The organism is Massilia sp. CT11-137, from assembly GCF_047302885.1.
GTDB classification, from domain to species: domain Bacteria; phylum Pseudomonadota; class Gammaproteobacteria; order Burkholderiales; family Burkholderiaceae_D; genus Telluria; species Telluria orientalis.
Genome location: NZ_JBKYMP010000001.1, coordinates 3,447,018 through 3,468,741 on the forward strand (window position 1 = coordinate 3,447,018; position 21,724 = coordinate 3,468,741).

The 21,724-nt window shown below is 69.9% G+C and carries 18 protein-coding genes and 1 pseudogene; 5 read left to right on the forward strand and 14 right to left on the reverse strand.

The genetic code is table 11. The annotated features are described in order from the left end of the window. Positions 1–12: 12 nt before the first annotated feature. From ACEN98_RS15445 to ACEN98_RS15470, 6 genes and pseudogenes are all read right to left on the reverse strand, one after another. The gene (locus ACEN98_RS15445; RefSeq protein WP_413385689.1) at positions 13–2,475 is read right to left on the reverse strand and encodes an adenosylcobalamin-dependent ribonucleoside-diphosphate reductase; all 2,463 of its coding nucleotides are present in this window, start codon (positions 2,473–2,475) and stop codon (positions 13–15) included. Positions 2,476–2,530: 55 nt separating this feature from the next. Further along, positions 2,531–2,929, reverse strand: a complete 399-nt coding sequence (locus ACEN98_RS15450) for a putative zinc-binding protein (RefSeq protein WP_413385690.1) — start codon at positions 2,927–2,929, stop codon at positions 2,531–2,533. A gap of 18 nt (positions 2,930–2,947) precedes the next feature. Then, a pseudogene (gene ubiT, locus ACEN98_RS15455) lies at positions 2,948–3,343 on the reverse strand (ubiquinone anaerobic biosynthesis accessory factor UbiT); the annotation flags it as partial. Continuing rightward, positions 3,340–4,227 carry a ubiquinone anaerobic biosynthesis protein UbiV gene (gene ubiV, locus ACEN98_RS15460; protein WP_413385691.1) on the reverse strand — a complete coding sequence of 296 codons (888 nt, stop codon included), beginning with the start codon at positions 4,225–4,227 and terminating at the stop codon, positions 3,340–3,342. The gene ubiV and the pseudogene ubiT, both read right to left, overlap by 4 nt. 20 nt (positions 4,228–4,247) lie before the next feature. Next, entirely contained in the window at positions 4,248–5,258 is a 1,011-nt protein-coding gene (gene ubiU, locus ACEN98_RS15465; protein ID WP_413385692.1) for a ubiquinone anaerobic biosynthesis protein UbiU, read from the reverse strand. A 65-nt stretch (positions 5,259–5,323) separates the two neighbouring features. Next, on the reverse strand, positions 5,324–5,716 hold the full coding sequence (locus tag ACEN98_RS15470; RefSeq protein ID WP_413385693.1) for a ribonucleotide reductase subunit alpha: 393 nt from the start codon (positions 5,714–5,716) through the stop codon (positions 5,324–5,326). A 166-nt stretch (positions 5,717–5,882) separates the two neighbouring features. Between ACEN98_RS15470 and ACEN98_RS15475 the strand changes: the two genes are divergently transcribed. Next, positions 5,883–6,554: a Crp/Fnr family transcriptional regulator gene (locus ACEN98_RS15475; RefSeq protein ID WP_413385694.1), complete on the forward strand. Its 672-nt coding sequence runs from the start codon at positions 5,883–5,885 to the stop codon at positions 6,552–6,554. Here the strand turns inward: ACEN98_RS15475 and ACEN98_RS15480 are convergent. The 4 genes from ACEN98_RS15480 to ACEN98_RS15495 are packed head-to-tail and all read right to left on the reverse strand — an operon-like array spanning position 6,542 to position 11,587. After that, the gene (locus ACEN98_RS15480) at positions 6,542–7,645 is read right to left on the reverse strand and encodes an acetate/propionate family kinase (RefSeq protein ID WP_413385695.1); all 1,104 of its coding nucleotides are present in this window, start codon (positions 7,643–7,645) and stop codon (positions 6,542–6,544) included. The genes ACEN98_RS15475 and ACEN98_RS15480 overlap by 13 nt on opposite strands. Next, the gene (locus ACEN98_RS15485) at positions 7,642–9,048 is read right to left on the reverse strand and encodes a bifunctional enoyl-CoA hydratase/phosphate acetyltransferase (protein ID WP_413385697.1); all 1,407 of its coding nucleotides are present in this window, start codon (positions 9,046–9,048) and stop codon (positions 7,642–7,644) included. The genes ACEN98_RS15480 and ACEN98_RS15485 overlap by 4 nt, the downstream gene beginning before the upstream one ends. 3 nt (positions 9,049–9,051) lie before the next feature. Beyond that, positions 9,052–9,813 (reverse strand): enoyl-ACP reductase FabI, encoded by a 762-nt coding sequence (gene fabI, locus ACEN98_RS15490; RefSeq protein WP_413346180.1) that lies wholly within the window; start codon positions 9,811–9,813, stop codon positions 9,052–9,054. A 34-nt stretch (positions 9,814–9,847) separates the two neighbouring features. After that, a complete protein-coding gene (locus tag ACEN98_RS15495) occupies positions 9,848–11,587 on the reverse strand; it encodes a PHA/PHB synthase family protein (RefSeq protein ID WP_413385698.1) in 1,740 nt (579 codons plus the stop codon). Between the two features lie 197 nt (positions 11,588–11,784). Here ACEN98_RS15495 and ACEN98_RS15500 point away from each other — a divergent pair, with 197 nt between their 5' ends. Further along, positions 11,785–13,956: a phosphocholine-specific phospholipase C gene (locus ACEN98_RS15500; RefSeq protein WP_413385699.1), complete on the forward strand. Its 2,172-nt coding sequence runs from the start codon at positions 11,785–11,787 to the stop codon at positions 13,954–13,956. A gap of 13 nt (positions 13,957–13,969) precedes the next feature. After that, positions 13,970–14,716, forward strand: coding sequence for a PEP-CTERM sorting domain-containing protein (locus tag ACEN98_RS15505; protein WP_413385701.1), 747 nt, complete (start codon positions 13,970–13,972; stop codon positions 14,714–14,716). Here the strand turns inward: ACEN98_RS15505 and ACEN98_RS15510 are convergent. From ACEN98_RS15510 to ACEN98_RS15525, 4 genes are read right to left on the reverse strand one after another with little or no spacing between them, the layout of a single operon-like run. Further along, the gene (locus tag ACEN98_RS15510) at positions 14,627–15,829 is read right to left on the reverse strand and encodes a hypothetical protein (protein WP_413385702.1); all 1,203 of its coding nucleotides are present in this window, start codon (positions 15,827–15,829) and stop codon (positions 14,627–14,629) included. The genes ACEN98_RS15505 and ACEN98_RS15510 overlap by 90 nt on opposite strands. Next, entirely contained in the window at positions 15,829–16,044 is a 216-nt protein-coding gene (locus ACEN98_RS15515; protein WP_413385703.1) for a DUF2249 domain-containing protein, read from the reverse strand. The genes ACEN98_RS15510 and ACEN98_RS15515 overlap by 1 nt, the downstream gene beginning before the upstream one ends. Next, positions 16,041–16,445 carry an RrF2 family transcriptional regulator gene (locus ACEN98_RS15520; RefSeq protein WP_413385704.1) on the reverse strand — a complete coding sequence of 135 codons (405 nt, stop codon included), beginning with the start codon at positions 16,443–16,445 and terminating at the stop codon, positions 16,041–16,043. Before ACEN98_RS15520 ends, ACEN98_RS15515 begins: the two co-directional genes overlap by 4 nt. 22 nt (positions 16,446–16,467) lie before the next feature. Beyond that, complete coding sequence (locus ACEN98_RS15525) at positions 16,468–18,783, reverse strand: nitric-oxide reductase large subunit (protein WP_413385705.1); 2,316 nt, start codon at positions 18,781–18,783, stop codon at positions 16,468–16,470. 239 nt (positions 18,784–19,022) lie between these two features. Here ACEN98_RS15525 and ACEN98_RS15530 point away from each other — a divergent pair, with 239 nt between their 5' ends. Together ACEN98_RS15530 and hemN are read left to right on the forward strand one after the other, a co-directional pair. Next, complete coding sequence (locus ACEN98_RS15530; protein ID WP_413385706.1) at positions 19,023–20,210, forward strand: NnrS family protein; 1,188 nt, start codon at positions 19,023–19,025, stop codon at positions 20,208–20,210. A gap of 12 nt (positions 20,211–20,222) precedes the next feature. Continuing rightward, a complete protein-coding gene (gene hemN, locus ACEN98_RS15535; protein WP_413385707.1) occupies positions 20,223–21,608 on the forward strand; it encodes an oxygen-independent coproporphyrinogen III oxidase in 1,386 nt (461 codons plus the stop codon). Positions 21,609–21,724: the final 116 nt, after the last annotated feature.

Below are 21,724 nucleotides of genomic sequence, written 5' to 3' on the forward strand. Positions count from 1 at the left end.
AGGTTTTACGAATCAGGCACAGCCGCCCAGGTAGTGGCACGACGTGCAGCGCGTGCAGCCGTCGACCTTGCGCAACGCCCGCGCGCCGCATTCCGGGCACTTGGCGCCCGTCTCTTCGACCGCCGCGATGTTCGGTGCCGGCGCCTCGTCCGGCGTGCCGCGCCGTGCCAGCAGGCGATCCAGCGCGTCGGCGGGCACCTGGTTGCCGTGGGCGTCCAGGAAACCGCGCCGGATCAGGATCCGCTGCAGCATGAAGGCGATGGCCGCCACTTCCGAGTCGTGGTACATCGGCACCTGCACGCCGTCCGCCCGCGTCAGGTGGCCGCAGCGCACCGGCCCCTTTTCCCACACGACGGCGCGCATGTCGGCGAGCGCCTTGGCGATGGAGCTGCCGGCGCGCGCGGCCAGCGACAGCAGGCGCATCGTGGACGTGATCCACTGGTGGCCGTCGCTGCGCTGGTTCGCGGGCATGAAGAACTCGAACGGGCGCTCGATGGCGAGGTCGCGCCCGTTCAGCCGTCCTTCCACGCGCATGAAGCTGATGGTCAGATAGACCGTCTTCTTGCCTTCCTGGGTCGTGTATTCGACCTTCGAGGTGACCGATTCCAGTTCGCCGGCCGGGCGGCTCTCGAAACGGCGGCGCAGCGGATCCACGTGGTACGGCACGCCGGCGTCCGGTGCTTCGGCGACAGGCGGCGCGACACTCAATACGCTGCCCGTGACGGCGTTGGGCCGGTACGTGGCGAGGCCCTTCAGCCCCGCGCGCCACGCCTCCGTGTATAAATCCTTGAAGTCGTCGAACGGGTAGTCGGCGGGCACGTTGACGGTCTTCGAGATCGCGCCGTCGACGTACGGCTGCACGGCCGCCATCATGCCGAGGTGGTCCTGCGCCGACATCTCCAGCGCCGTCACGAACTGCGCCGGCAGTTCGGCCACGTCGTGGCCGAGGTGGCGGTACAGGCGCCACGCGTGGTCGGCCACCTCGTAGATGCGCGTGCTGTCGTCCGGCATGCGCTTCTTGCGCTGGTACACCCACGAAAACGCGGGTTCGATGCCGTTCGACGCGTTGTCCGCGAACGCGAGGGCGATGGTGCCCGTGGGCGCGATCGACATCAGGTGCGAATTGCGGATGCCGTGGCGGGCGATCGCTTCGCGCAGCTCGTCCGGCAGGCGCCGCGCGAACGCGCCGTCCAGGTAGCGTTCCGCGTCGAACAGCGGGAATGCGCCTTTTTCGCGCGCCAGCGCCACCGATGCATCGTACGCGGCGTCCCGAAGTGCGCGCGTGACGTCGGCGGCGAACGCGCGGCCCTCGTCGGCGTCGTAGCGCAGGCCCAGCATGACGAGCGCGCTGCCCAGGCCCAGGAAACCGATGCCGATGCGGCGCTTGTTGCGGCCTTCCGCCGCCTGCTGCGGCAGCGGCCATTCGGTGGCGTCGAGCGCGAGGTCGAGCATGCGCACGCCGACGGCCGTCACGTCGCGGAACGTGTCGAGGTCGAAGCGCGCCTCCGGCGTGAACGGCTGGCGCACGAATTTCGTGAGGTCGAGCGAGCCCAGGTCGCAGCAGCCGTACGGCGGCAGCGGCTGCTCGCCGCACGGGTTCGTGGCCGCCAGCGTCTCGGCGTAGTACAGGTTGTTCTCGCCGTTGATCCGGTCCAGGAACAGCACGCCCGGCTCCGCGTGGTCGTAGGTGGAGCCGATCACCTTGTCCCACAGGTCGCGCGCCCGCACCGTGCGGTACACCCAGCGGCCATCCGGGCGCAGGTATGCGCCGTTCGCCCGGTCGTCCGGTCCCGGTTCGGCCGCATGCGTCAGCTCGACGGCGGCGTCATCCAGGACGGCACGCATGAAGGCATCCGTGACGCCGACGGACAGGTTGAAATTGCTGAACGCGCCGCCGTCCTTGGCCGCGACGAAGGCCTCGATGTCGGGATGGTCGATCCGCAGGACGCCCATCTGGGCGCCGCGGCGGGCGCCGGCCGATTCGACCGTGCGGCACGACGCGTCGAACACGGCCATGTACGACACGGGGCCGGACGCGCGCGAAGCCGTGCCTTTCACGAGACTGCCGGCGGGGCGGATCGCGGAAAAGTCGTAGCCGACGCCGCCGCCGCGGCGCATCGTTTCCGCGCTTTCCGCCACGGCGCCGTAGATGCCGGGGATGGCGCCGTCGCGGCCGCTGATCGCGTCGCCGACCGGCTGCACGAAGCAGTTCATCAAGGTGGCCTTCAGGCCGATGCCGGCCGCCGAGTTGATGCGGCCGGCGGGCACGAAGCCGTGGTCCTGCGCCCACAGGAAGCGCTGCTCCATCTCCGGGCGCAGCGGTTCGGGTTCGTGCGCGGCCAGCGCGCGGGCCACGCGGGCGCGCACTTGCGCGACGGTCGTCTCGTCGCCTTTCGCGTATTTCTCCTGCAGTACGTCGGCCGACACGTCCTGCGTCGGCATGGATGCGGCAAAGAGGGATTCGTTGGCGTTCATGTGATCCTCGGTGATAGTCAGGCGACCACTATCCCCGAGGCCCGCCGGCCCCGCCTTAAACTGGTTGAAGCATTCGGCGTTCCGCCGCGAGCAGCGCCACGTCGTCCGCCACCTCGCGCGCGACGGCGGCCGCTTCGGCCGGGTCGAACTGCATGTGGTAGCGCTTGCGCACGCCATGTTCGGCCAGCTGGACATGCAGGTCCGGCGTCACTCCGTGGCGCGCGAGGCAGTGGCGCGCACATTCGAGCGGACAGCCGTCGATGGCGACGACGGGCCGCCCGGATTTCGCCAGCTTGACGAGCGACGGCACGTCGCCGCCCACGCCGGCGATGCACGACATCTCGGCGACTTCCTCCCGGTCGAGTTCCAGCGCGATGTGGTTGGCCATCTGCGCCGCGCTGGAACAGCCGGAGCAGGAATAGACGAGGGGGAAAACGGTACGGTCACGGCCCATCAGGTTCTCCTTTCAACGGTCGACGGCGTCCAGCGTATTCTTGATGAGCAGTCCCAGCTCCGTGTCGCCTTCCATGACCAGGCGGCGGCTGAAGAACAGCGTGTCCGGGTCCTCGCGGCGCGTGGCCAGCAGGCCCAGGTCGTACAGGGTCGCGCCGATGACGACGTCCGGTGCCGTCTTTGACGTCACGGCCGCGAACGAGCGCCCGTTCCACGCGACGTCGAAGGCGACGCCCGCGTCCAGTACGGCCAGGCGCAGCCGCTTGCGCAGCAGTTGCGCGCGCACGTCGTCGTCCAGGTGGGGTTTCAGGCCGGCGTTCAGGCCCGCCGCGAACAGCCACGCGCCGGGCCGGCCGGGCAACCGGGACAGGACGTGGCGGACGGGCGCCGGCAGGCGGTAGGGGGAGGCGTTCATGCGGCGACCTCCTCGAGGCCGGGGCGGCCGTGCCAGAAGCCGTTGCAGGCGGCGCCCGGCATCCACGCGCCCATGCGCTCGCGCGCGGCGGCCCCGGTCAGGGCGCCCGTCAGCACGCCGTGCACGCTGGCGACGATGTCCGCCATGTGGGCCAACTGCGGGCTGAGACGCACGACGCCCACGCCCAGTGCGCGCATGGCGGGCAGTACGTCGACGAGGTTGTAGACCTTCGCGGACTGGGTCTGGATGCCGTTCAGGACGAGGAACGGCTTGCCTTCCTGCGTGTCCAGCACGAGGCCGTCCGGGTGCTCCAGGCAGCTGAAGCGGCAATCGTCCTTGGGCAGGTTGCGGTGGCGCGCCGTGAAGCAGCGCGCGGAAAACGCGAGCGGCATGCGGCCGTAGGCGAACACCTCGGTCTCCACGCCGGCCGGCAGGGCAGCCTGCATGGCCGCGAGGCTGGTCGACGGCATTTCCAGCGGCGCGACCCAGCGCACGGCGCCGGCGCGGGCGAGCACGGCCAGCGTGGCCGGGTTGTAGATGTTCAGGTGGGGGCCGGCGACGAACGGGCGGCCGTCGACGCAGTGGACGGCGCCCATGTCGTTGGCCTCGACGAGGAAGCGGCCGTTGCCGCCGACGCGGCGCAGGGTACTCAGGTCGGATGGCGATTCGATCAGCACCTGGGTGGACAGCACGACGTCCTTGCCGGCGCCGGCCAGCCGTTCGGCCAGGGTGAGCCAGTCGGAAGGACGCAGCTCGTGCCGGCGCGAGCAGACGGTTTCGCCGAGGTAGACGATGTCGACGGGCGTCTCCGCCATCGCATCGTAGAACGCGAACACCGTGTCGCGCGGCCAGTAGTATTGCAGGGGCCCGAGGGCAATCTTCATGATGGTCTTCCGGTGCGGGGTCATTTCCAGGGGCGGTGGTAGGCGCCCAGCGTGTGCTGGCTGCCTTCGGCGACGTTGTCCAGGCTCGTCATCCACTCGCGCCGGACCGTGTAGCGGCCGTGTTCCGCGAGGCAGGCGTCGATCGCGGCGCGCCACACCTTCGTGACCTGGGCCACGTACGCGGGGCTGCGCTGGCGGCCTTCGATCTTGACGGCGCGCGCGCCCACCGCCGCGAGCTTCGGCAGGATCTCGAGCGTGTTCAGGCTCGCGGGTTCCTCGATCGCGTAATACGTCTCGCCGTCCACGTCGAAGCGGCCCTTGCACAAGGTGGGGTAGCCGGCCTGCTCGCCGTCGCCGTAGCGGTCGATCAGGACGTCGTACAGGCGCGCCTCCAGCGCGCGCGGCGTCCGCGTCCAGCGCACGGCCTTCGCGGGCGAGCACACGCCGTGCGTGTTGGGCGATTCCCCGGTGGCGTACGACGACAGCTGGCAGCGGCCCTCGGCCATCACGCACAGGCTGCCGAAGCCGAACACTTCGATCTCGACGGGCGAATGCTCGATGACTTTTTCGGCCTGGGCCAGCGACAGCACGCGCGGCAGCACGGCGCGCGCGATGCCGAAGTGGCGGTGGTAGAAGGCGATGGCGTCGATGTTCGTCGCCGAGCCCTGCACGGACAGGTGCAGCCGCAGCTGCGGATGCACGCGCGCCGCATAGTCCATCAGGCCCGGGTCGGCCAGGATCACGGCGTCGATGCCGTGCGTGGCGGCGCGGTCGAGCGCGCGGCGCCACGGGCCGTCGCCGCCCGGCTGCGGATACGTGTTCAGGGCGAGGAAGACCTTGCGGTTGCGGTCGTGGGCATAGCGGATGCCTTCGACGATGGCGGCTTCGGAGAAGTTCAGGCCGGCGAAGTTGCGCGCATTGGTCGCGTCGCGGAAGCCGAGGTAGACGCAGTCGGCGCCGTGGTCGATGGCGGCCTTGAGGGCCGGCAGGCTGCCGGCGGGGCAAACGAGTTCGAGGGAGGGAGAGGTCATGGCGGGCGGGTGAACGGTAACGCATGGAGCATAATGACGCGCCGCCTCTCTCGCCTTGAACGGGTTCAAGCAAATCGCACGGCGTGTCCGTCCGGGTCGAACGCGAGGAACCGTTCGATGGCGCCGCGGTGCACGGCGTCGATCATCATCTTGAGGCCGCGGTCGATGCCGGACGCCTGCTGTTCCCCTGCCAGTGCGGCGACGAACACCATGTCCCACGGCTGGCCCGTCGCGCGCGACTCGTCGGCCAGCACGCCGAAATCCGCGAGCTCGTCGAGGCCCTTGTCGACGCACATCACGGGCGCCAATGCGCCGCCGCAGCCTTCCTCGAAGCGGCGCGCCTGGCCCGGTGTGTGCGCCTGCGGCAGTTCGGCGACCGCAAACACGAACAGCAGGCGCTGCGCCTCGGGCTGGGTGCGCGCGGCGGCGAGGAAATCGGAAAAATTCGAGAGCTGCATGGGGAAATCCGTGACAAGGAGGAGGATGGTCCGATTGTAGGCGGCTTCCCCGCGCGCGTAAGTCGGCACGATGGAGGACGCCGCCTAGTTCTTCCGGACTATCCCGCGCGGCGCCCGACCGCGCGAGAATGGCGGCATCCCGACCATTTCATGACGTCCCGCGACCGTGGCCACCATCGACCCCTGCACCTTCCTGCGCCGCCTGCCGCTGTTTTCCGATCTCGGCGAGGAGGAACTGCGCGCCGTCGGCGCCGCGGCCACCGAGCGGCACGTCGGCCGCGGCCGCACCATCGTCGAGCGGGGCGACCCGTGCGAGGGGTTTCACTCGATCCTGTACGGCCAGGTCAAGCTGGCCTTCATTTCGCCGCAGGGCCAGGAAAAGGTCATCGAGATCCTCGGTCCCGGCAAGACGTTCGGCGAGGCGGTCATGTTCATGGAAAAGCCGTACTTCGTGACGGCGACGGCGCTGGAAGACTGCCTGCTGCTGCACGTGCGCAAGGAAGCCATCTTCGCCGAGCTGGAACAGAGCGCGGCATTCGCCCGGCGCATGCTGGCCGGGATGAGCCGGCGCCTGCACGGCCTTGTCGCCGATGTCGAGGCGTACACCCTGCACACGGGCGGCCAGCGCGTCGTCGGCTATCTGCTGAAGGATGCGCCCGCATCCGGCGCGACGGTGCGGCTGTCCGTCAGCAAGCGCCTCGTGGCGTCGCGCCTGAACATCACGCCCGAGTATTTTTCGCGCGTGCTGAACGATCTCACGCGGCGCGAACTCGTGCGCGTGGACGGGCGCGACATCGCGATCCTCGACGCGGACGGATTGCGCGCCTACGAGGGATAAGCGTCCGCGACCCGTTTCGTCTCGCGCGCGATCACGGCTTCCTCGTCGGCCGGCAGCGCCCACACGGCGACGGCGCTGTCCGGCGCGTGCAGGCGCGGGCCATGGGTTGCATTGGCGTCCGCGTCGAGGCGCACGCCCAGCCACGCGGCCTGCTCGCACACGCGGGCGCGGATGGCCGCCGCGTGTTCGCCGATGCCGCCCGTGAACACGAGCACGTCGAGGCCGCCCGCCGCCGCGGCCAGGGATCCGAGTTCGCGCGCGATGCGGTATACGAACACGTCGACCGCTTCGCGCGCGGCCGGCTCCAGGCTCGCGAGCAGGGTGCGCATGTCGCCGCTGATGCCGGAGATGCCCAACAGGCCGCTGTCGAGGTACAGCAGGCGTTCCAGCGCGTCCGGCGTCATCCGTTTTGCGCGCAGCAGGTGCAGCACGAGGCCGGGGTCGAGGGCGCCGCAGCGCGTGGCCATCGGCAGGCCGTCCAGCGCGGAAAAGCCCATCGACGTCGCGACGCTGCGGCTGTCGACCATGGCGCACATGCTGGCGCCGCTGCCCAGGTGGGCGACGACGACGCGGCCACGGGCGCGCGGTTCGATCGCGGGCAAGGTGTCGGCGATGTGGGTGTACGACAGGCCATGGAAACCGTAGCGCAGCATGTTCTCGTCCGCGAGCGCGCGCGGCAGGCCGTACAGGCGCGCGACCCGCGGGTTCCCGAGGTGGAACGCGGTGTCGAAGCAGGCGACCTGCGGCAGGCCCGGATGCAGGCGCGCCATCGCGTCCATGCCGGCCACGGTGTGCGGCTGGTGCAGCGGCGCGAGCGGGGCGAGGGCCTGCAGCTCCGCCAGCAGGGCCGGCGTGACGAGCGCCGGTCCCGCGTGATCGTTCCCGCCGTGGACGACGCGGTGGCCGATGGCCGCGAGCCGGGCCGGCGCGAGGTGGTTCTCGACCTGGCCGACGACGGCACGCAGTTGCGCGGGGCCGTGACCCGCCACCTGGCCGTGCGCCGTCGCGACGAGATCCGCGCCCCGTTCGACGTAGACGGCGTACTTGATGCTGGACGAGCCGGCGTTGATGCATGCATATCCCTTGCTCATGATGATCCGATCACGGCGAGACCTGTCGAGTGGCGCACGAGCAGGGACGCGAGCGCGCACGACGCGAGCCGGGCCAGCGGGCCGTCCGCGCGGCTGGTGAGCATGATGGGCACGCGCGCCCCGATCACGATGCCGGCCACCTGAGCTTCCGCCAGGTACTCCAGCTGCTTGGCCAGCATATTGCCCGCTTCCAGGTCGGGCACGACGAGGATGTCGGCCTGGCCGGCCACCGGGGACACGAACCCTTTCGTGCGCGCCGCTGCTTCCGATACGGCGAGGTCGAACGCCATCGGCCCGTCGAGGATCGCGCCCTCGATCTGGCCGCGGTCAGCCATCTTGCACAGCGCGGCCGCCTCGATGGTCGACGCGATCTTCGGATACACCGTCTCGAGCGCGGACAGGATCGCCACGCGCGGCGCCGCGATGCCCAGCGCGTGCGCCAGGTCGATCGCGTTGCGGACGATGTCGCGCTTGTCCTCCAGCGTCGGGTAGATGTTGATGGCGGCGTCCGTGAGGAGCAGGGGACGCGGATACGTGGGCACGTCCAGCGCGAACACGTGGCTGATGCGGCGGCCCGTGCGCAGGCCGGTGTCGCGGGCGACGACGGCATGCATCAATTCGTCCGTGTGCAGCGCGCCCTTCATGATGGCGCCGACCTCGCCCGTGCGCGCGAGCGCCACGGCGGCATCGGCGGCCGCGTGGCTGTGCGCGGTCGGCACGATGCGGTACGGCGCGAGGTCGACGTTCGCCAGCTCCGCCGCCTGGCGGATCTTCGCTTCCGGGCCGACGAGCACCGGCGTGATCAGGCCCTCGCGCGCCGCTTCGACGGCGCCCAGCAGCGACACCGTATCGACCGGGTGGACGACGGCGGTATGCACGCGCGGCGCATCCTGCGCGGCCGCCAGCAGCGCGCGGTAGCGGCTGCCGCGCTCGCGCAGGCGGACTTCCGGCAGCGCGATACGGGGCCGCGCGACCTTCTCGGCCGGCGCGATGACCTCCGCGGTGCCGCTCGCCACCTGCTGGCCGTGCTGGTTCGTCACCGTGCAGTCGAGCGTCACGCGGTGCTTGTCCGGATCGAGGCGGGCGACGGTGAGCAGCACGGTCACGGTGTCGCCCAGGCCCACGGGTTTCAGGAAGCGCAGCGACTGGCCCAGGTAGATCGTGCCCGGGCCGGGCAGCTGGGTGCCGAGTACCGTGGAGATCAGGGCGCCGCTCCACATCCCGTGCGCGATCACTTCATGGAACATGCTGCTGCGCGCGTATTCCTCGTCCAGGTGGGCCGGATTGACGTCGCCCGACATGACGGCGAACAGTTCGATGTCGGCGCGGGTCAGCGTGCGGGCGAGGCTCGCGCTGTCGCCGACCTTCAGTTCGTCGAACGTGCGGTTGCTGATGGTGTCCATCGGTCACCCCAGCACGTGGTAGCCGGCGTCGACGTATTCGACGTTGCCCGTCACGAGGCGCGCGCCGTCGCTCGCCAGGAAGGCGGCGAACGCGCCCACGTCGTCGAGCCGGGCCAGCATGTGCTCGGGCGCGCGCGACCAGGCATCGTCGAGGAGCTCGTCGAAGTGTTCCAGGCCGGACGCGGCGCGCGTGCCCATCGGGCCCGGCGACACGGCGTTCACGCGGATGCGCCGGCTGCCCAGTTCCACCGCGAGCGCGCGCACCGACGCTTCCAGCGCCGCCTTCACGGGGCCCATCAGGTTGTAGTGGGGGACGACCTTCTCGCCGCCGTAGAACGTGAACGTCAGCAGGCAGCCGCCGTGCGGCATCAGCGGCTCCGCCAGTTTCGCGCAGCGGATGAAGGAATGGCACGACACGTCCATCGCCAGCGCGAAGCCTGCCGCCGAGCAGTCTACGACGCGGCCCTGCAAATCGTCCTTCGGTGCGTACGCGATCGCGTGGATGACGACATCGAGCGTGCCCCATTCGGTGCGCACCGCGTCGAACACGGCCTCGAGCTGGCCGGGCGCGCGCACGTCGCACGGCAGCACGAGCGGACAGCGCAGTGTTTCGGCCAGCGGGCGCACGTGGGGTTCGGCGGCGTCGTTCAGGTAGGTCACGGCCAGTTCGGCCCCGCACGCGGCCATCACGCGGGCGCAGCCCCAGGCGATGCTGCGGTCGTTGGCGATGCCGAGAATGAGCCCGCGCTTGCCGCGCAGGTCGATGAGAGCGTTCTGCATGGGATTCTCCAGTGAGGGTTCAGCGTTCCAGCACGTAGCGGCCGGGTGCGGGGCCGAGCGAGGCGCCCGGCGCGGGCGGCGCGGTGCGGCCCGTGCTGCCGGCTGCCAGCCAGTCGGCCCAGGCGGGCCACCACGAGCCGTCGCGCGCGGGCGTCGCGGCCAGCCAGTCGTCCGGGGCGACGTACGTGTCGCCGTCGCTGCGGCGCGCGAGGCGGTAGTGCCGGCCGCGGCGCCCCGGTTCGCTGACGATGCCCGCGTTATGGCCGCCGCTCGTGAGCACGAACGTGACGTCGGCGTCGGCGACGAGGTTGATCTTGTAGACGGACTTCCACGGCGCCACGTGGTCCGATTCGGTGGCGACGACGAACTGCGGCGCGCGGATGTCGGCCAGCGCCACGGGCCTGCCGTCGATGCGATATCTCCCCTCGAACAGGTCGTTCTTCAGGAACAGCCGGCGCAGGTATTCGCTGTGCATCCGGTACGGCATGCGCGTGGCGTCCGCGTTCCACGCCATCAGGTCGTTCATGGGCTGGCGCTGGCCGAGCAGGTAGTCGTTGACGATGCGCGACCACACGAGGTCGTTGGAGCGCAGCAGCTGGAAGGCGCCGGCCATCTGGCGCGTCTGCAGGTAGCCCTGGCGCCACATGATGTCTTCCAAAAAATCCAGTTCGCTGTCGTCGATGAACAGCGACAGCTCGCCCGGCTCCGTGAAATCCGTCTGGGCGGCGAGCAGCGTGAGCGATTGCAGGCGCGCGTCGCGCCGGCCCGCCAGGTACGCGGCGGCGATCGCGAGCAGGGTGCCGCCCAGGCAGTAGCCGGCGGCGTTGACGCGCCGGTCGGGGACGATGGCGGTGACGGCATCGAGCGCGGCGAGCACGCCCAGGTGCAGGTAGTCGTCCATGCCGAGATCGCGGTCCGCCTCGCCCGGGTTGTGCCACGAGATCATGAAGACGGTGTGGCCGCGCCCGACGAGGTAGTTCACGAGCGAATCGTGCGGCGACAGGTCGAGGATGTAGTACTTCATGATCCACGCGGGCACGATCAGCACGGGTTCCGCATGCACGTCGGGCGTCGCGGGCGCGTACTGGATCAGCTCCATCAGCCGGTTGCGCAGGACGATCCTGCCGGGCGTGACGGCGACCTGGCGGCCCGGCACGAAGTCCTCGGTGCCGGCCGGCGGGCGGTCCGCCAGCAGGCGCCACCAGTCGTCCGCGAAGTGTGCCGCCCCCTTCGAGAAATTCATGCCGCCCTGTTGCGCCGTGGACTGCAGCACCTCGGGATTCGTCGCGACGTAGTTCACGGGCGACATCATGTCGAGCAGCTGGCGCGCGACGAACGATACGACCTGTTCGTGGTGCGGCGCGACGCCGCCGATGCCGGTCGTGACGTTGTGCCACCACTGCTGGTTGAGCAGGAAGCCTTGCTGGATCACGTTGAACGGCCACCGCTGCCACGCGGCGCCGTCGAAGCGGCGGTCCTGCGGCAATGGCTGGATGCAGGGTGCCGCCGGTCCGGCGGCGGCACGCGCGGCGTAGTCGCCGAAACGGCCGGCCTTGCGCAAGGCCTTGTCGCACAGCCGGGCCCATTTTCCCGGCGATTGCGCCAGGTGCAGGCTCCAGTCCATCCACGCGAGCGCCAGCGCGGCGGGCGAAATGCCGGACGTCATGCGGCCCAGGGCCGCGTGCAGCAGGCGGTCGGTCACGGTAGGCGGTTCGATGTCGGCCCAGGGGTCGGCCGGCGGCGGGTTGAACTTGTCCATGGGCCCACCTTACCGGTTTGATCGAGGTGAGATCGTTGATCCAGATCAAAACTTCGAAAAATTAACTTGTCATCAACATTTCATCATCGATGCCTACGCTGAAGCCTTGTTGAGCATGAGGTGTATTTCCAATAATCAACCTGGAACATTCAAATGCAATCTTTCGATCTCGCGTTTCCCGCGCCGATGGTGCACGCATGAGCCGCCGCGGCTTCCTCCGCACGCTGGCGCAGGCCGGCGGCGCCAGTGCCGTCCTCGCTTCCTTCCCGCCCGCGATCCAGAAGGCGCTGGCCCTGCCGGCCAACCAGCGCACCCGCAGCCTGCAGGACGTCGAGCACATCGTCGTGCTGACGCAGGAGAACCGCAGCTTCGACCATTATTTCGGCACGCTGGAAGGCGTGCGGGGATTCGGCGATCCGTTCCCGATTCCCGTGATGGATCGGCGGAACCTCTTCAACCGCAAGACGGTCTTCGTGCAGCAGACCGTCGGCGGCGCGCCGGTGCCGGGGCGTCCGAACTGGCCGCAGAGCCGCGCCATCGCGCCGTTCCGCCTGAATACCGTGCAGGATTTCCCGGTCATGCGCGTGGCCGGCACGCCGCACGCGTGGCTGGATGCACAGCTGGCGTGGGACCACGGCCGCATGAACGACTGGTGTACCGTGAAGCAGAACCATGCGCTGGGCTATTACGCCGAGGCCGACGTGCCGTTCCAGTTCGCGCTCGCCCGCGCCTTCACGATCTGCGATCACTATCATTGCGCGACGCAGACCGGCACCAACACGAACCGCCTGTTCCTGTTCACCGGCCATAACGACCCGCTGGGCGCCGCGGGCGGTCCGTCGACCGACAACAGCCACGACGATTTCAATCCGGACCCGAACACCGACTACCGCTGGACGACGTATCCCGAGCGCCTGGAAGCGGCCGGGATCAGCTGGCAGGTCTACCAGAACATGGCGGACAACTTCACCGACAATTCGCTGGCCGGCTTCCGTTCGTTCCGCAACGCGTGGTACCAGCGGCCGGGCTATTCGCCGTCGCTGCGCAGCCGCGGCGTCAGCACGCGCGATCTCGACCTGCTGAAGGCGGACGTGCTGGCCAACCGGCTGCCGCAGGTGAGCTGGGTCGTCGCCACCGCCGAAGGGTCCGAGCACCCGGGGCCATCGAGCCCCGCGTCGGGCGCCGACTACATCGCGCGCGTGCTTGATGCGCTGACGGCCAATCCGGAGAGCTGGAGCAAGACGGTCTTCATCATCAACTTCGACGAGAACGACGGCTTCTTCGACCACATGCCGCCGCCGGCCGTCCCGTCGTACACGACGTACAGCCCCGATCCGGCGCAGGCCCGGCTCGCGGGCGCATCGACCGTCGACACGACCGGCGAATACCACCACATCCTCAACGGCGCCGACGCGCGCACCTTGCACCGTCCGTATGGCCTGGGTCCGCGCGTGCCGTTGTACGTCATCTCGCCGTGGACGAAGGGCGGCTGGGTCAATTCGCAGGTGTTCGACCACTCGTCGATCGTCCGCTTCATCGAGGCGCGCTTCGGCGTGCGCGAGCCGCTCATCAGCCCGTGGCGGCGTGCCGTGAGCGGCAACCTCCTGTCCTGCTTCGATTTCGTGAACCCGAACGACAGCGCGGCCGCCTTGCCCGATACGGCCGCGCGGCGCGCGCTGGCGCTGAGCCTGGGCAGCACCAAGGTCCCGGCGATCCCGACGGCCCTGTCGGCCCCCGTGCAGGCCGCCGGCGTGCGGCCGGCCCGTGCGCTGCCGTACGAATTGCAGGTGCAGGCGCAGGTGTCCGCGACCGGCGGCCTGGTCGATCTCACGTTCGAGAATGCCGGTGAAGCCGGTGCCGTGCTCCACGTGTACGACCGCCTGGCCCTGGACCAGGTCCCGCGCCGCTACACGGTCGAAGCGGGCAAGCAGTTGACGGGCCGCTGGACGACGGGCGCCGGCTACGACCTGTGGGTGCTGGGACCGAACGGCTTCCACCGCCATGTCGCGGGCGACGTGCGCCGCACCGCGGACGCCCCGTTGCCGGAAGTGGTCGTGCGCGCCGACCGCCGGGCCGGAGAGCTCGTCGTCGACTTCGTGAACAACGGCGGCCAGCCATGCACCTTCCAGCTCATCGCCAACAAGTACACGACGATGCGGATCCCCGACGTGCGCGTACCCGCGCGCTCGCGCAGCACGTTGCGCCTGTCGCTGGCGCAGACCGCCAACTGGTACGACTACGCGGCGCGTGTCAACGGCATGCCGGGCTGGCTGCGGCGCTTCGCCGGCCACCTGGAAAACGGCCTGCCGTCGATCAGCGACCCGGCGATGCGGGGCGCGGCGCAACTCGACCAGTATCGTATCGTTTGATCAGGAGATGTCCATGCATGTTCGCTTCCTCATGGCCGCCGCGCTGCTCGCGGCGGCATGCAACGGCCAGGCCGCCGTCGTCTACGGCAGCAACCTCGTCGTCAACGGCGATGCCGAAGCCGGCCTCGCCGGCTGGACCGGCTACGCGGGCTACGGCGCGTTCCAGTCCGTGGACTATGGCAGCAATTGGGTGCTGCCCACGCAGCCGGGACCGGCGGACCGCGGCAACAGGATGTTCGCCGGGTTCGGCCAGTATGCCGTCGGCTGGCAGACGCTGGACTTCGGCACGGCGACGTCCGGCACGATCGCCTATTCGCTGACCGGCTGGCTCGGCGGCTGGCAGGACCAGGGCGACAACGCGCTGTTCTACGTGCAGTTCCTCGACGAATTCGACAACGAAGTCGGGAACTCGGTGCTCGGCCCCGTGACGCCGCAGGACCGCAACGACCAGACCGGCCTGATGTTCCGCGAGACCGACGGTTTCGTGCCGACGGGCACCCGCAAGCTGTCGTTCTGGCTGTCGATGGAGCGGCTCGTCTCGGGCGACAACGATGGCTATGCGGACAACCTGTCGTTCGTCCTGCGGGCGCCGCCGGCGGGCGACGTGCCGGAACCCGGCATGGCGGCGGTGTTCGCGCTGGGCCTCGGCATGCTGGGCTGGTCGCGCCGGTCAAGACGCCCAGCGATGCCGCAGCACGGGCGCCGCGAGGTCGAGCCCCAGCCGCAGGCAGGCCAGGGCCAGCAACAGGCCGCCGGCTGACGCCAGGGGCGGCACCGCGCACGCGGCGAGCAGCACCGCGACGGCCGCGGCGTGCCAGCGGCATTGCGTGCGCAGGCGGCTCGGGGCGATGAGTTCCGCGAACTTCGGCACCGGCACGTGCGGCGGCAGGCGGGCGCGCAGGTGGTGCCACACGAGGAACGGGACGATCCGGTACAGCATGCCGTTCACGGCGGACATCGCGCAGCCCGCGAGGAAGCAGACGCCGACGAGGGCGTCCGATGCGCCGCCCGGCCACGCGAACAGCCACGCGGTACCGGCCAGCGCCGCGAGCGACAGCAGCCAGTAGGGCGTGCCGGCCGCGGTGCGCGTGCGTTTGCGCCGCAGCAGCAGGGAAGCGGCCAGGCCGGCATAGGCGGTGACGAGCGCGGCGCCGGCCAGCGCGGGCACGGTGCGCCAGGGCGAATCCAGCCAGCGGCCCGCGATCCATCCGGCCGATGCGAGCAGCACCAGCGGCACCAGAACGCGCGCGGCGAGTGGCGGAAACGGGTCGGTCGCCTGGAACATCGGAATCACCTGGAACGACACGGCCATCACGAGCGGCACGACCCAGCCGGCCAGGCCCAGCGCCGCGTGGGTGTCGACCAGCGGCGGCACGGGGACGGCCGGGCCGCCCGCGAGCCAGCCGGCGAGGAGCAGGCCGGCGACGACGCACGCCAGCAGCGCCGCGGCGGCCACCGCCCACATCGAGGGCAGCAGGCAGGCCAGCAGCACACCGAACGCCGCCACCAGCACGGCGCCCGCCAGCGCGAACAACAGGACATGCCCGGACAGGAACGCGGCCGCGAGCAGCGCCGCGCCCGCACCGAGCAGCGGGCAGCTCCAGGCGGCGACGCGGTACGTCCCGCGCAGCGGCAGGCCGGCCACGGCGGGCACCATCTGGAGCAGCGAGCCCGCCATCGTCATCGTCAGGAAGCCCAGCGTGACGAGGTGCACGGCGGCCAGCGCCGGCGCGGACCAGCGCGACGCGAACACGGCCGCGCCGTGCCACGCGACGACGACGCCCGCCGCCACCCCGAACCACGGCGCCGCGAGCAGGAACGCGAGCGGCACGGCGGGCGGCGGGAGGCGGGTAGTGTCGACGGCGCGCCGCATCAGGCGCTCCGCGCGATGGTCACGAGGCAGCCGTCGTCCTGCCACTCGGATTGCCAGCGGTAGCCGGTGCGTGCGAGGATGCCGTACAGCGGGTGCGGCTCGCGCGCCAGCAGCACGCGCAGCCGCGTGCCGTCGGGGAGGGCATCGAGCGCGGCCAGCACGCGCTCCATGGGTTCGGGGGCGGTCAGGGCCCGCAGGTCGAGAAGATCGTTCATGATGGTGCGATGAGGCTGGACAGCGCAATGCCGTCCAGCGACTCGAGGAAACAGGCCGTCGCGCGGCACAGCGCCCCTTTCAGCACGCACGCCGGCGCGAGCGGGCACGCGCGGGCGCGGCCGTCCAGGCAGGCGACGAGGTTGAAATCGCGCTCGGTGTGGCGCACGACGTCGCCCACGGTGATGTCCGCGGGCGCGCGGGCGAGGCGGATGCCGCCGCAGCGGCCGCGCACGGTCTCCACGAACCCGGCATGTCCCAGCTCGTTCACGATCTTCGTCAGGTGATGATGCGAGATCCCGTGCAGGGCGGCCACCTCGCCGGTGGTGGCGAGGCGACCGCCGTTGGCGCCCAGGTACATCAGGACGCGCAGGGCATAGTCGGTATGTTCGGTGAGACGCATGTCCGCTCCGGCGCCCGTGGGTTCAGGCCTTGGTGGAAACGCGGGCCTTGGCGGCGGGCCGGCCGGCGATCTCGATCGGCACCTCCACCGGGACCGTGGCCGGGCGGGCCGGACGGCGCATCACCCGCAGCACGAACAGCGCGAGGAACAGGGTGCCCAGCGCGAACACGATGTCGCCCGGCACGCGCAGCCACACCATGTTCTCCATGAACGGGGAGTGGATCACTTCCGGCGAGCGCGCGAACCACATGCCCTTCGAGATGCTGGCCCAGGCCTGGTAGATGCCGGCTGGGACGAGCGCCATGAACACCATCATCGCGAGGCCGATGTTCAGCAGCCAGAACATCGGCTTGAGGAGGGCGTCCGACCAGGCCAGGCGGTCCGTCAGGCCGCGCAGGCAGAACAGCATCAGGCCCACGCCCAGCATGCCGTACACGCCGAACAGCGCGGCGTGGCCGTGCGCGGCCGTCATGTTCAGGCCCTGCATGTAGTACAGCGCGATCGGGGTGTTGATCGAGAAGCCCAGCAGGCCTGCGCCCACCGTGTTCCAGAAGCCGACGGCGATGAAGCACAGGATCGCCCAGCGGTAGCTCGCCACCCACGGCGCGGCCTTCATGCGCTGGTAGTTGCGGTAGGCCTCGATGCCGATCATCGACAGCGGCACCACTTCCAGCGCCGAGAACATGGCGCCGATCGCGATCACGGCCGTCGGCGTGCCGGTGAAATACAGGTGGTGCAGGGTGCCGAGGATGCCGCCGAACAGGAACACGATGGTCTCCAGCACGATGGCGGCGTTGGCGCTGGCCGCGCGGATCAGGCCCAGGCGGGTGAACAGCAGGGCGATGACGGCCGTGGCGAACACCTCGAAGAAGCCTTCGACCCACAGGTGCACGAGCCACCACCTCCAGTACTCGACCATCGCGTAGTGCGTATGCTGGCCCCAGGTCAGCGACGTGGCGTAGAAGCCGCCGATGCAGACGGCCGCGAGGAACACCATGGCGATCAGGCCGCGGCTTTCCGACGGTTTGCGCAGCGCGGGCCACAGGCCGCGGCCGAGCAGGAAGGCCCAGAACAGCAGTCCGACGAACAGCAGGTATTGCCACACGCGGCCCATGCTGGTGAATTCAAGGCCCTGGTTGCCGAGCCAGAAGCTGAAGTCGACGCCGCGATGCTGCAGCGTGCCGAGCCAGCCGCACGCGGTCGAGCCGGCGACGATGAACAGCAGCGCGTAGAACAGCACGTTCACGCCCAGCGCCTGGAACTTCGGCTCATGGCCGGAGATGGCGGGCGCGATGTACAGGCCCGTCGCCAGCCACGCGGTGGCGATCCACAGCACGGCGAACTGGGTGTGGATCGTGCGGCTGATCGTGAACGGCAGGATGTCGCCCAGCGGGATGCCGAAGAAGCTGTGGCCTTCGACCGAATAGTGCGCGGTGATCACGCCCATGCCGACCTGGGCGAGGATCAGCGCGACGACGACGGCGAAGTACTTGCGCGTGGCCTTCATCGACGGCGTGGCCTTCAGCTTGAACAGCGGGTCGTCCTTGGGCGGCTTCGGATCGGCTTCTTCCGGCTGCGCGGAGTGGAAGAACACCATGCCGGCGATGGCGCCGATCATGACGATGATGCTGGCGACCGACCAGATGCCGGCGCCGGCCGTCGGGGTGTTGCCGACGAGGGGCTCGTGCGGCCAGTTGCTCGTGTACGACAGCGCGGTTTCGCCCGGACGGTCGGTGGCGGCCGCCCAGGACGACCAGAAGAAGAAGCCGGTCAGCGCGGTGCGGTCGTCCGCGGCGGGCAGGGAGCCGGCGCTCATCGCGTACTGTTCGCGCAGCTTGTCGAGCTTCGGATCGGTGCCGAACAGGCCCGCGTAATGGCTGGCGACGGCCGCGATGGCGGCGGTGCGCTCGGCGCTCAAGGTCAGGGTGCCGGTGGCGGCATCGTACGTGTTGCGGCGCAGGGCGTCCTTGACCAGGGCGTCGATGCCGCCCCGTGCGGCCGCATCCAGCTGCGCGTACGGCTTGCCGTGGCCGCGCTGCGCGAGTTCGTCCTGCAGGGCGACGGCTTCGCGGTGCAGCCAGTCGGCCGACCAGTCGGGGGCGACGTAGCTGCCGTGGCCCCATACGGTGCCCAGCTGCTGGCCGCCGGCGGCGAGCCAGGCCTGCTGGCCCCGTGTGATCTGGTCGCCCGTCCAGATGACGTGGCCTTGTTGGTCGAGGACTTGCGCGGGGATCGGCGGGGCCTTCAGGTAGATCTCCCGGCCCACGAACAGCAGCGTGCCGAAGGAGAGTACGCAGATGATCGCCAGCCAGGTCCATAGTCTGCGTGTAGCGTGCATGGCTTGTGTTCCTTCACTGTGATTGATCGGTGGCGCAGCGGGGCGCCTGGACCGCATTGTGCGGCGAAACACCGCAATAGTTGCATCGCAAATGCAGCTTTATTTGAAATGCTTGACCCAGTTTAGGAAACCGCGCGGGACACGCCCATCGGCACGGCGGACTAGTCACTTTGGCCGATTGTCCGGCGCCCCGGCGGCTCATAACATGCAGCGTAGATACCACTTAAAAGGAGGCCGCCATGGCCCTCATGACCATCGAAGAAGCCCGGCCGGCGCCCGCACCCGGCCACGGCGCGCCGCTGTTCGCACTCGGGTTCCGCCCGTTCTACCTGCTGGCCGCCGCGTTCGGCGCCCTCGCCGTGCCGCTGTGGATCGCGGCGCAGGCGGGCGTGCGCCTGCCCGCGCGCATCGACATGTTGTGGCATATGCACGAGATGGTGTTCGGCTTCGCGCTGGCCGTCGTCGTCGGCTTCCTGTACACGGCCGGCTACGCCTGGACGAAGCTGTGGACCCCGCGCGGCAAGGCCCTTGCCGCCATCGCCACCGTGTGGGTGGCGGGGCGGATCGCGATGCTGGCCGCGCCGCCCGTCGTCGGTGCCCTGGTGGACGCCGCGTTCCTGCCGGTCGCCGCGTGGCCGCTGTTCCGCGTGCTGAAGCAGTCGGGCAACATGCGCAACATGTTCCTCGTCGGTCTGCTCGCGCTGCTCACCCTGACGAACGTGTGCTACCACGCGGCCGCGCTGGGCTGGATCCGCGTGAATCCGCTGGCGCCCGTGCACGCCGCGATCCTCCTGATCGTCGTGATCGAAATCGTGATCGGCGGCCGCGTGATCCCCATGTTCACCCGCAACGGCGCGCCGGGCACCCAGCCCGTGCAGGATGCGCGCCGCGACAAATGGGCGCTGGTGCTGACCGTGCTGGCGGGCCTCGCGTGGATCGCCGGCCTGCCGGCGCCCGCGACGGCCAGCCTCGCGCTGTTCGCCGCCGTCGGCCAGGCCATGCGCCTGCTCGGCTGGCAGCCGTGGCGCACGTGGCGCAACCCGCTGCTGTGGATCCTGCACGTGTCGTACTTCTGGATCCCGTTCGGCTTCCTGCTGCTGGCGCTGGCGCAGTACGGCGTCGTCACGGGCAGCGCCGCGCTGCACGTGCTGACGGTCGGCGCGCTCGCGGGCCTGATCATGGGCATGATCACCCGCACGGCGCTGGGCCACACGGGCCGTCCGTTGAAGGCCGGCCGCGGCGAGACCGCGATGTTCGTCCTCGTGCAGGCGGCCGTCGTGCTGCGCTTCGCCGCCGGCGTCGTGCCGGCCTGGCGCGACACCGGCCTGGTGCTCGCCACCGTGTGCTGGAGCGCCGCCTTCCTCGCCTACCTGGCGGTCTATGTGCCTTACCTGACGGCCGCCCGCATCGACGGCCGCGAAGGCTGAACCGGAGTGACCATGCATCCCACCATCGAATTCGACGCCGACCTGATCGCCCGCATGACCCAGCGCGGTCCGCGCTACACGTCCTACCCCACCGCCGACCGTTTTACCCCCGCGTTCGGCGCCGGCGAGTTTGCCGCCGCCGCGCGGCCGGGCAGGCCGCTGTCGCTGTACGTGCACATCCCGTTCTGCGAATCGCTGTGCTACTACTGCGCGTGCAACAAGATCATCACGCACGACCACGGCAAGGCGGTGAAGTACCTGGGCTACCTGCTGCGCGAGATCGACATGCAGGCCGCGCTGTGCGCGGACGGCGCCGTCGTCGAGCAGCTGCATTTCGGCGGCGGCACGCCGACTTACCTCAGCGACGCCCAGATGGGCGACCTGCTGGGCAATTTGCGCAGCCGCTACGCGTTCGCGGCCGACGACGCGGGCGAGTTTTCGATCGAGATCGACCCGCGCACCGTGGACGCCGCCCGCATCCGCACGTTGCGCCGCCAAGGCTTCAATCGCCTGTCGCTGGGCGTGCAGGACTTCGACGAGGACGTGCAGCGCGCCGTCAACCGAATCCAGCCGGAAGCGCTGACGCGCGACGCCATTACCGCCGCGCGCGAGGCGGGCTTCCGCTCCATCAGCATCGACCTGATCTACGGCCTGCCGCTGCAGAACGTGACGACGATGGCGGCGACGCTCGACAAGGTCGTCGCCGCGGCGCCGGACCGCATCTCGGTCTACAACTATGCGCACATGCCGCAGCTGTTCAAGTCGCAGAAGCTGATCCGCGACGAGGACCTCCCGGACGGCGCGACGAAGCTGGCGATGCTGGGCCTGTGTATCGAGCGGCTCGGCGCGGCGGGTTACGTGTACATCGGCATGGACCATTTTGCAAGGCCGGACGACGAACTCGCGCGCGCGCAGCGCGACGGCACCCTGCACCGCAATTTCCAGGGCTATTCGACGCACGCGGACGTCGACATGGTCGCCTGTGGCGTGTCCGCCATCAGCGCCGTGAACGGCACCTATGCGCAGAACGAGAAATCGCTCGAGCGGTATTACGCGCGCATCGGCCGCGGCGAGCTGCCCGTGGCGCGCGGGCTGGCGCTGTGCAGCGACGACCTGCTGCGGCGCGACGTGATCCAGAAGCTGATGTGCGACTTCGCGCTCGACCTGCGCGGTCTCGCGACGCGCTGGGACGTCGACGTCGCCGAGCATTTCGCGCCCGAGCTGGCGCGGCTGGCCGACCTGGCGCGCGACGGCCTGCTGGCCGTGACGCCGGACCGCATCACCGTCACGCCGAAGGGCCGCCTGCTGGTGCGGAACATCTGCATGGTGTTCGATGATTATTTCGGCAAGCCGGCCGCCGTGCCGTTGCAAAGGATGCAGTATTCGCGTACGGTGTAGCGTTGCCAGAGCGTCCAGACTGTATTCGCAGAGACACAGTTTCCGCAAATATGTGAACATTCCGTGCGGCAATGTTCTATATTCTCGACATAAGGCTTGATTCCTCTCAAGCTGAT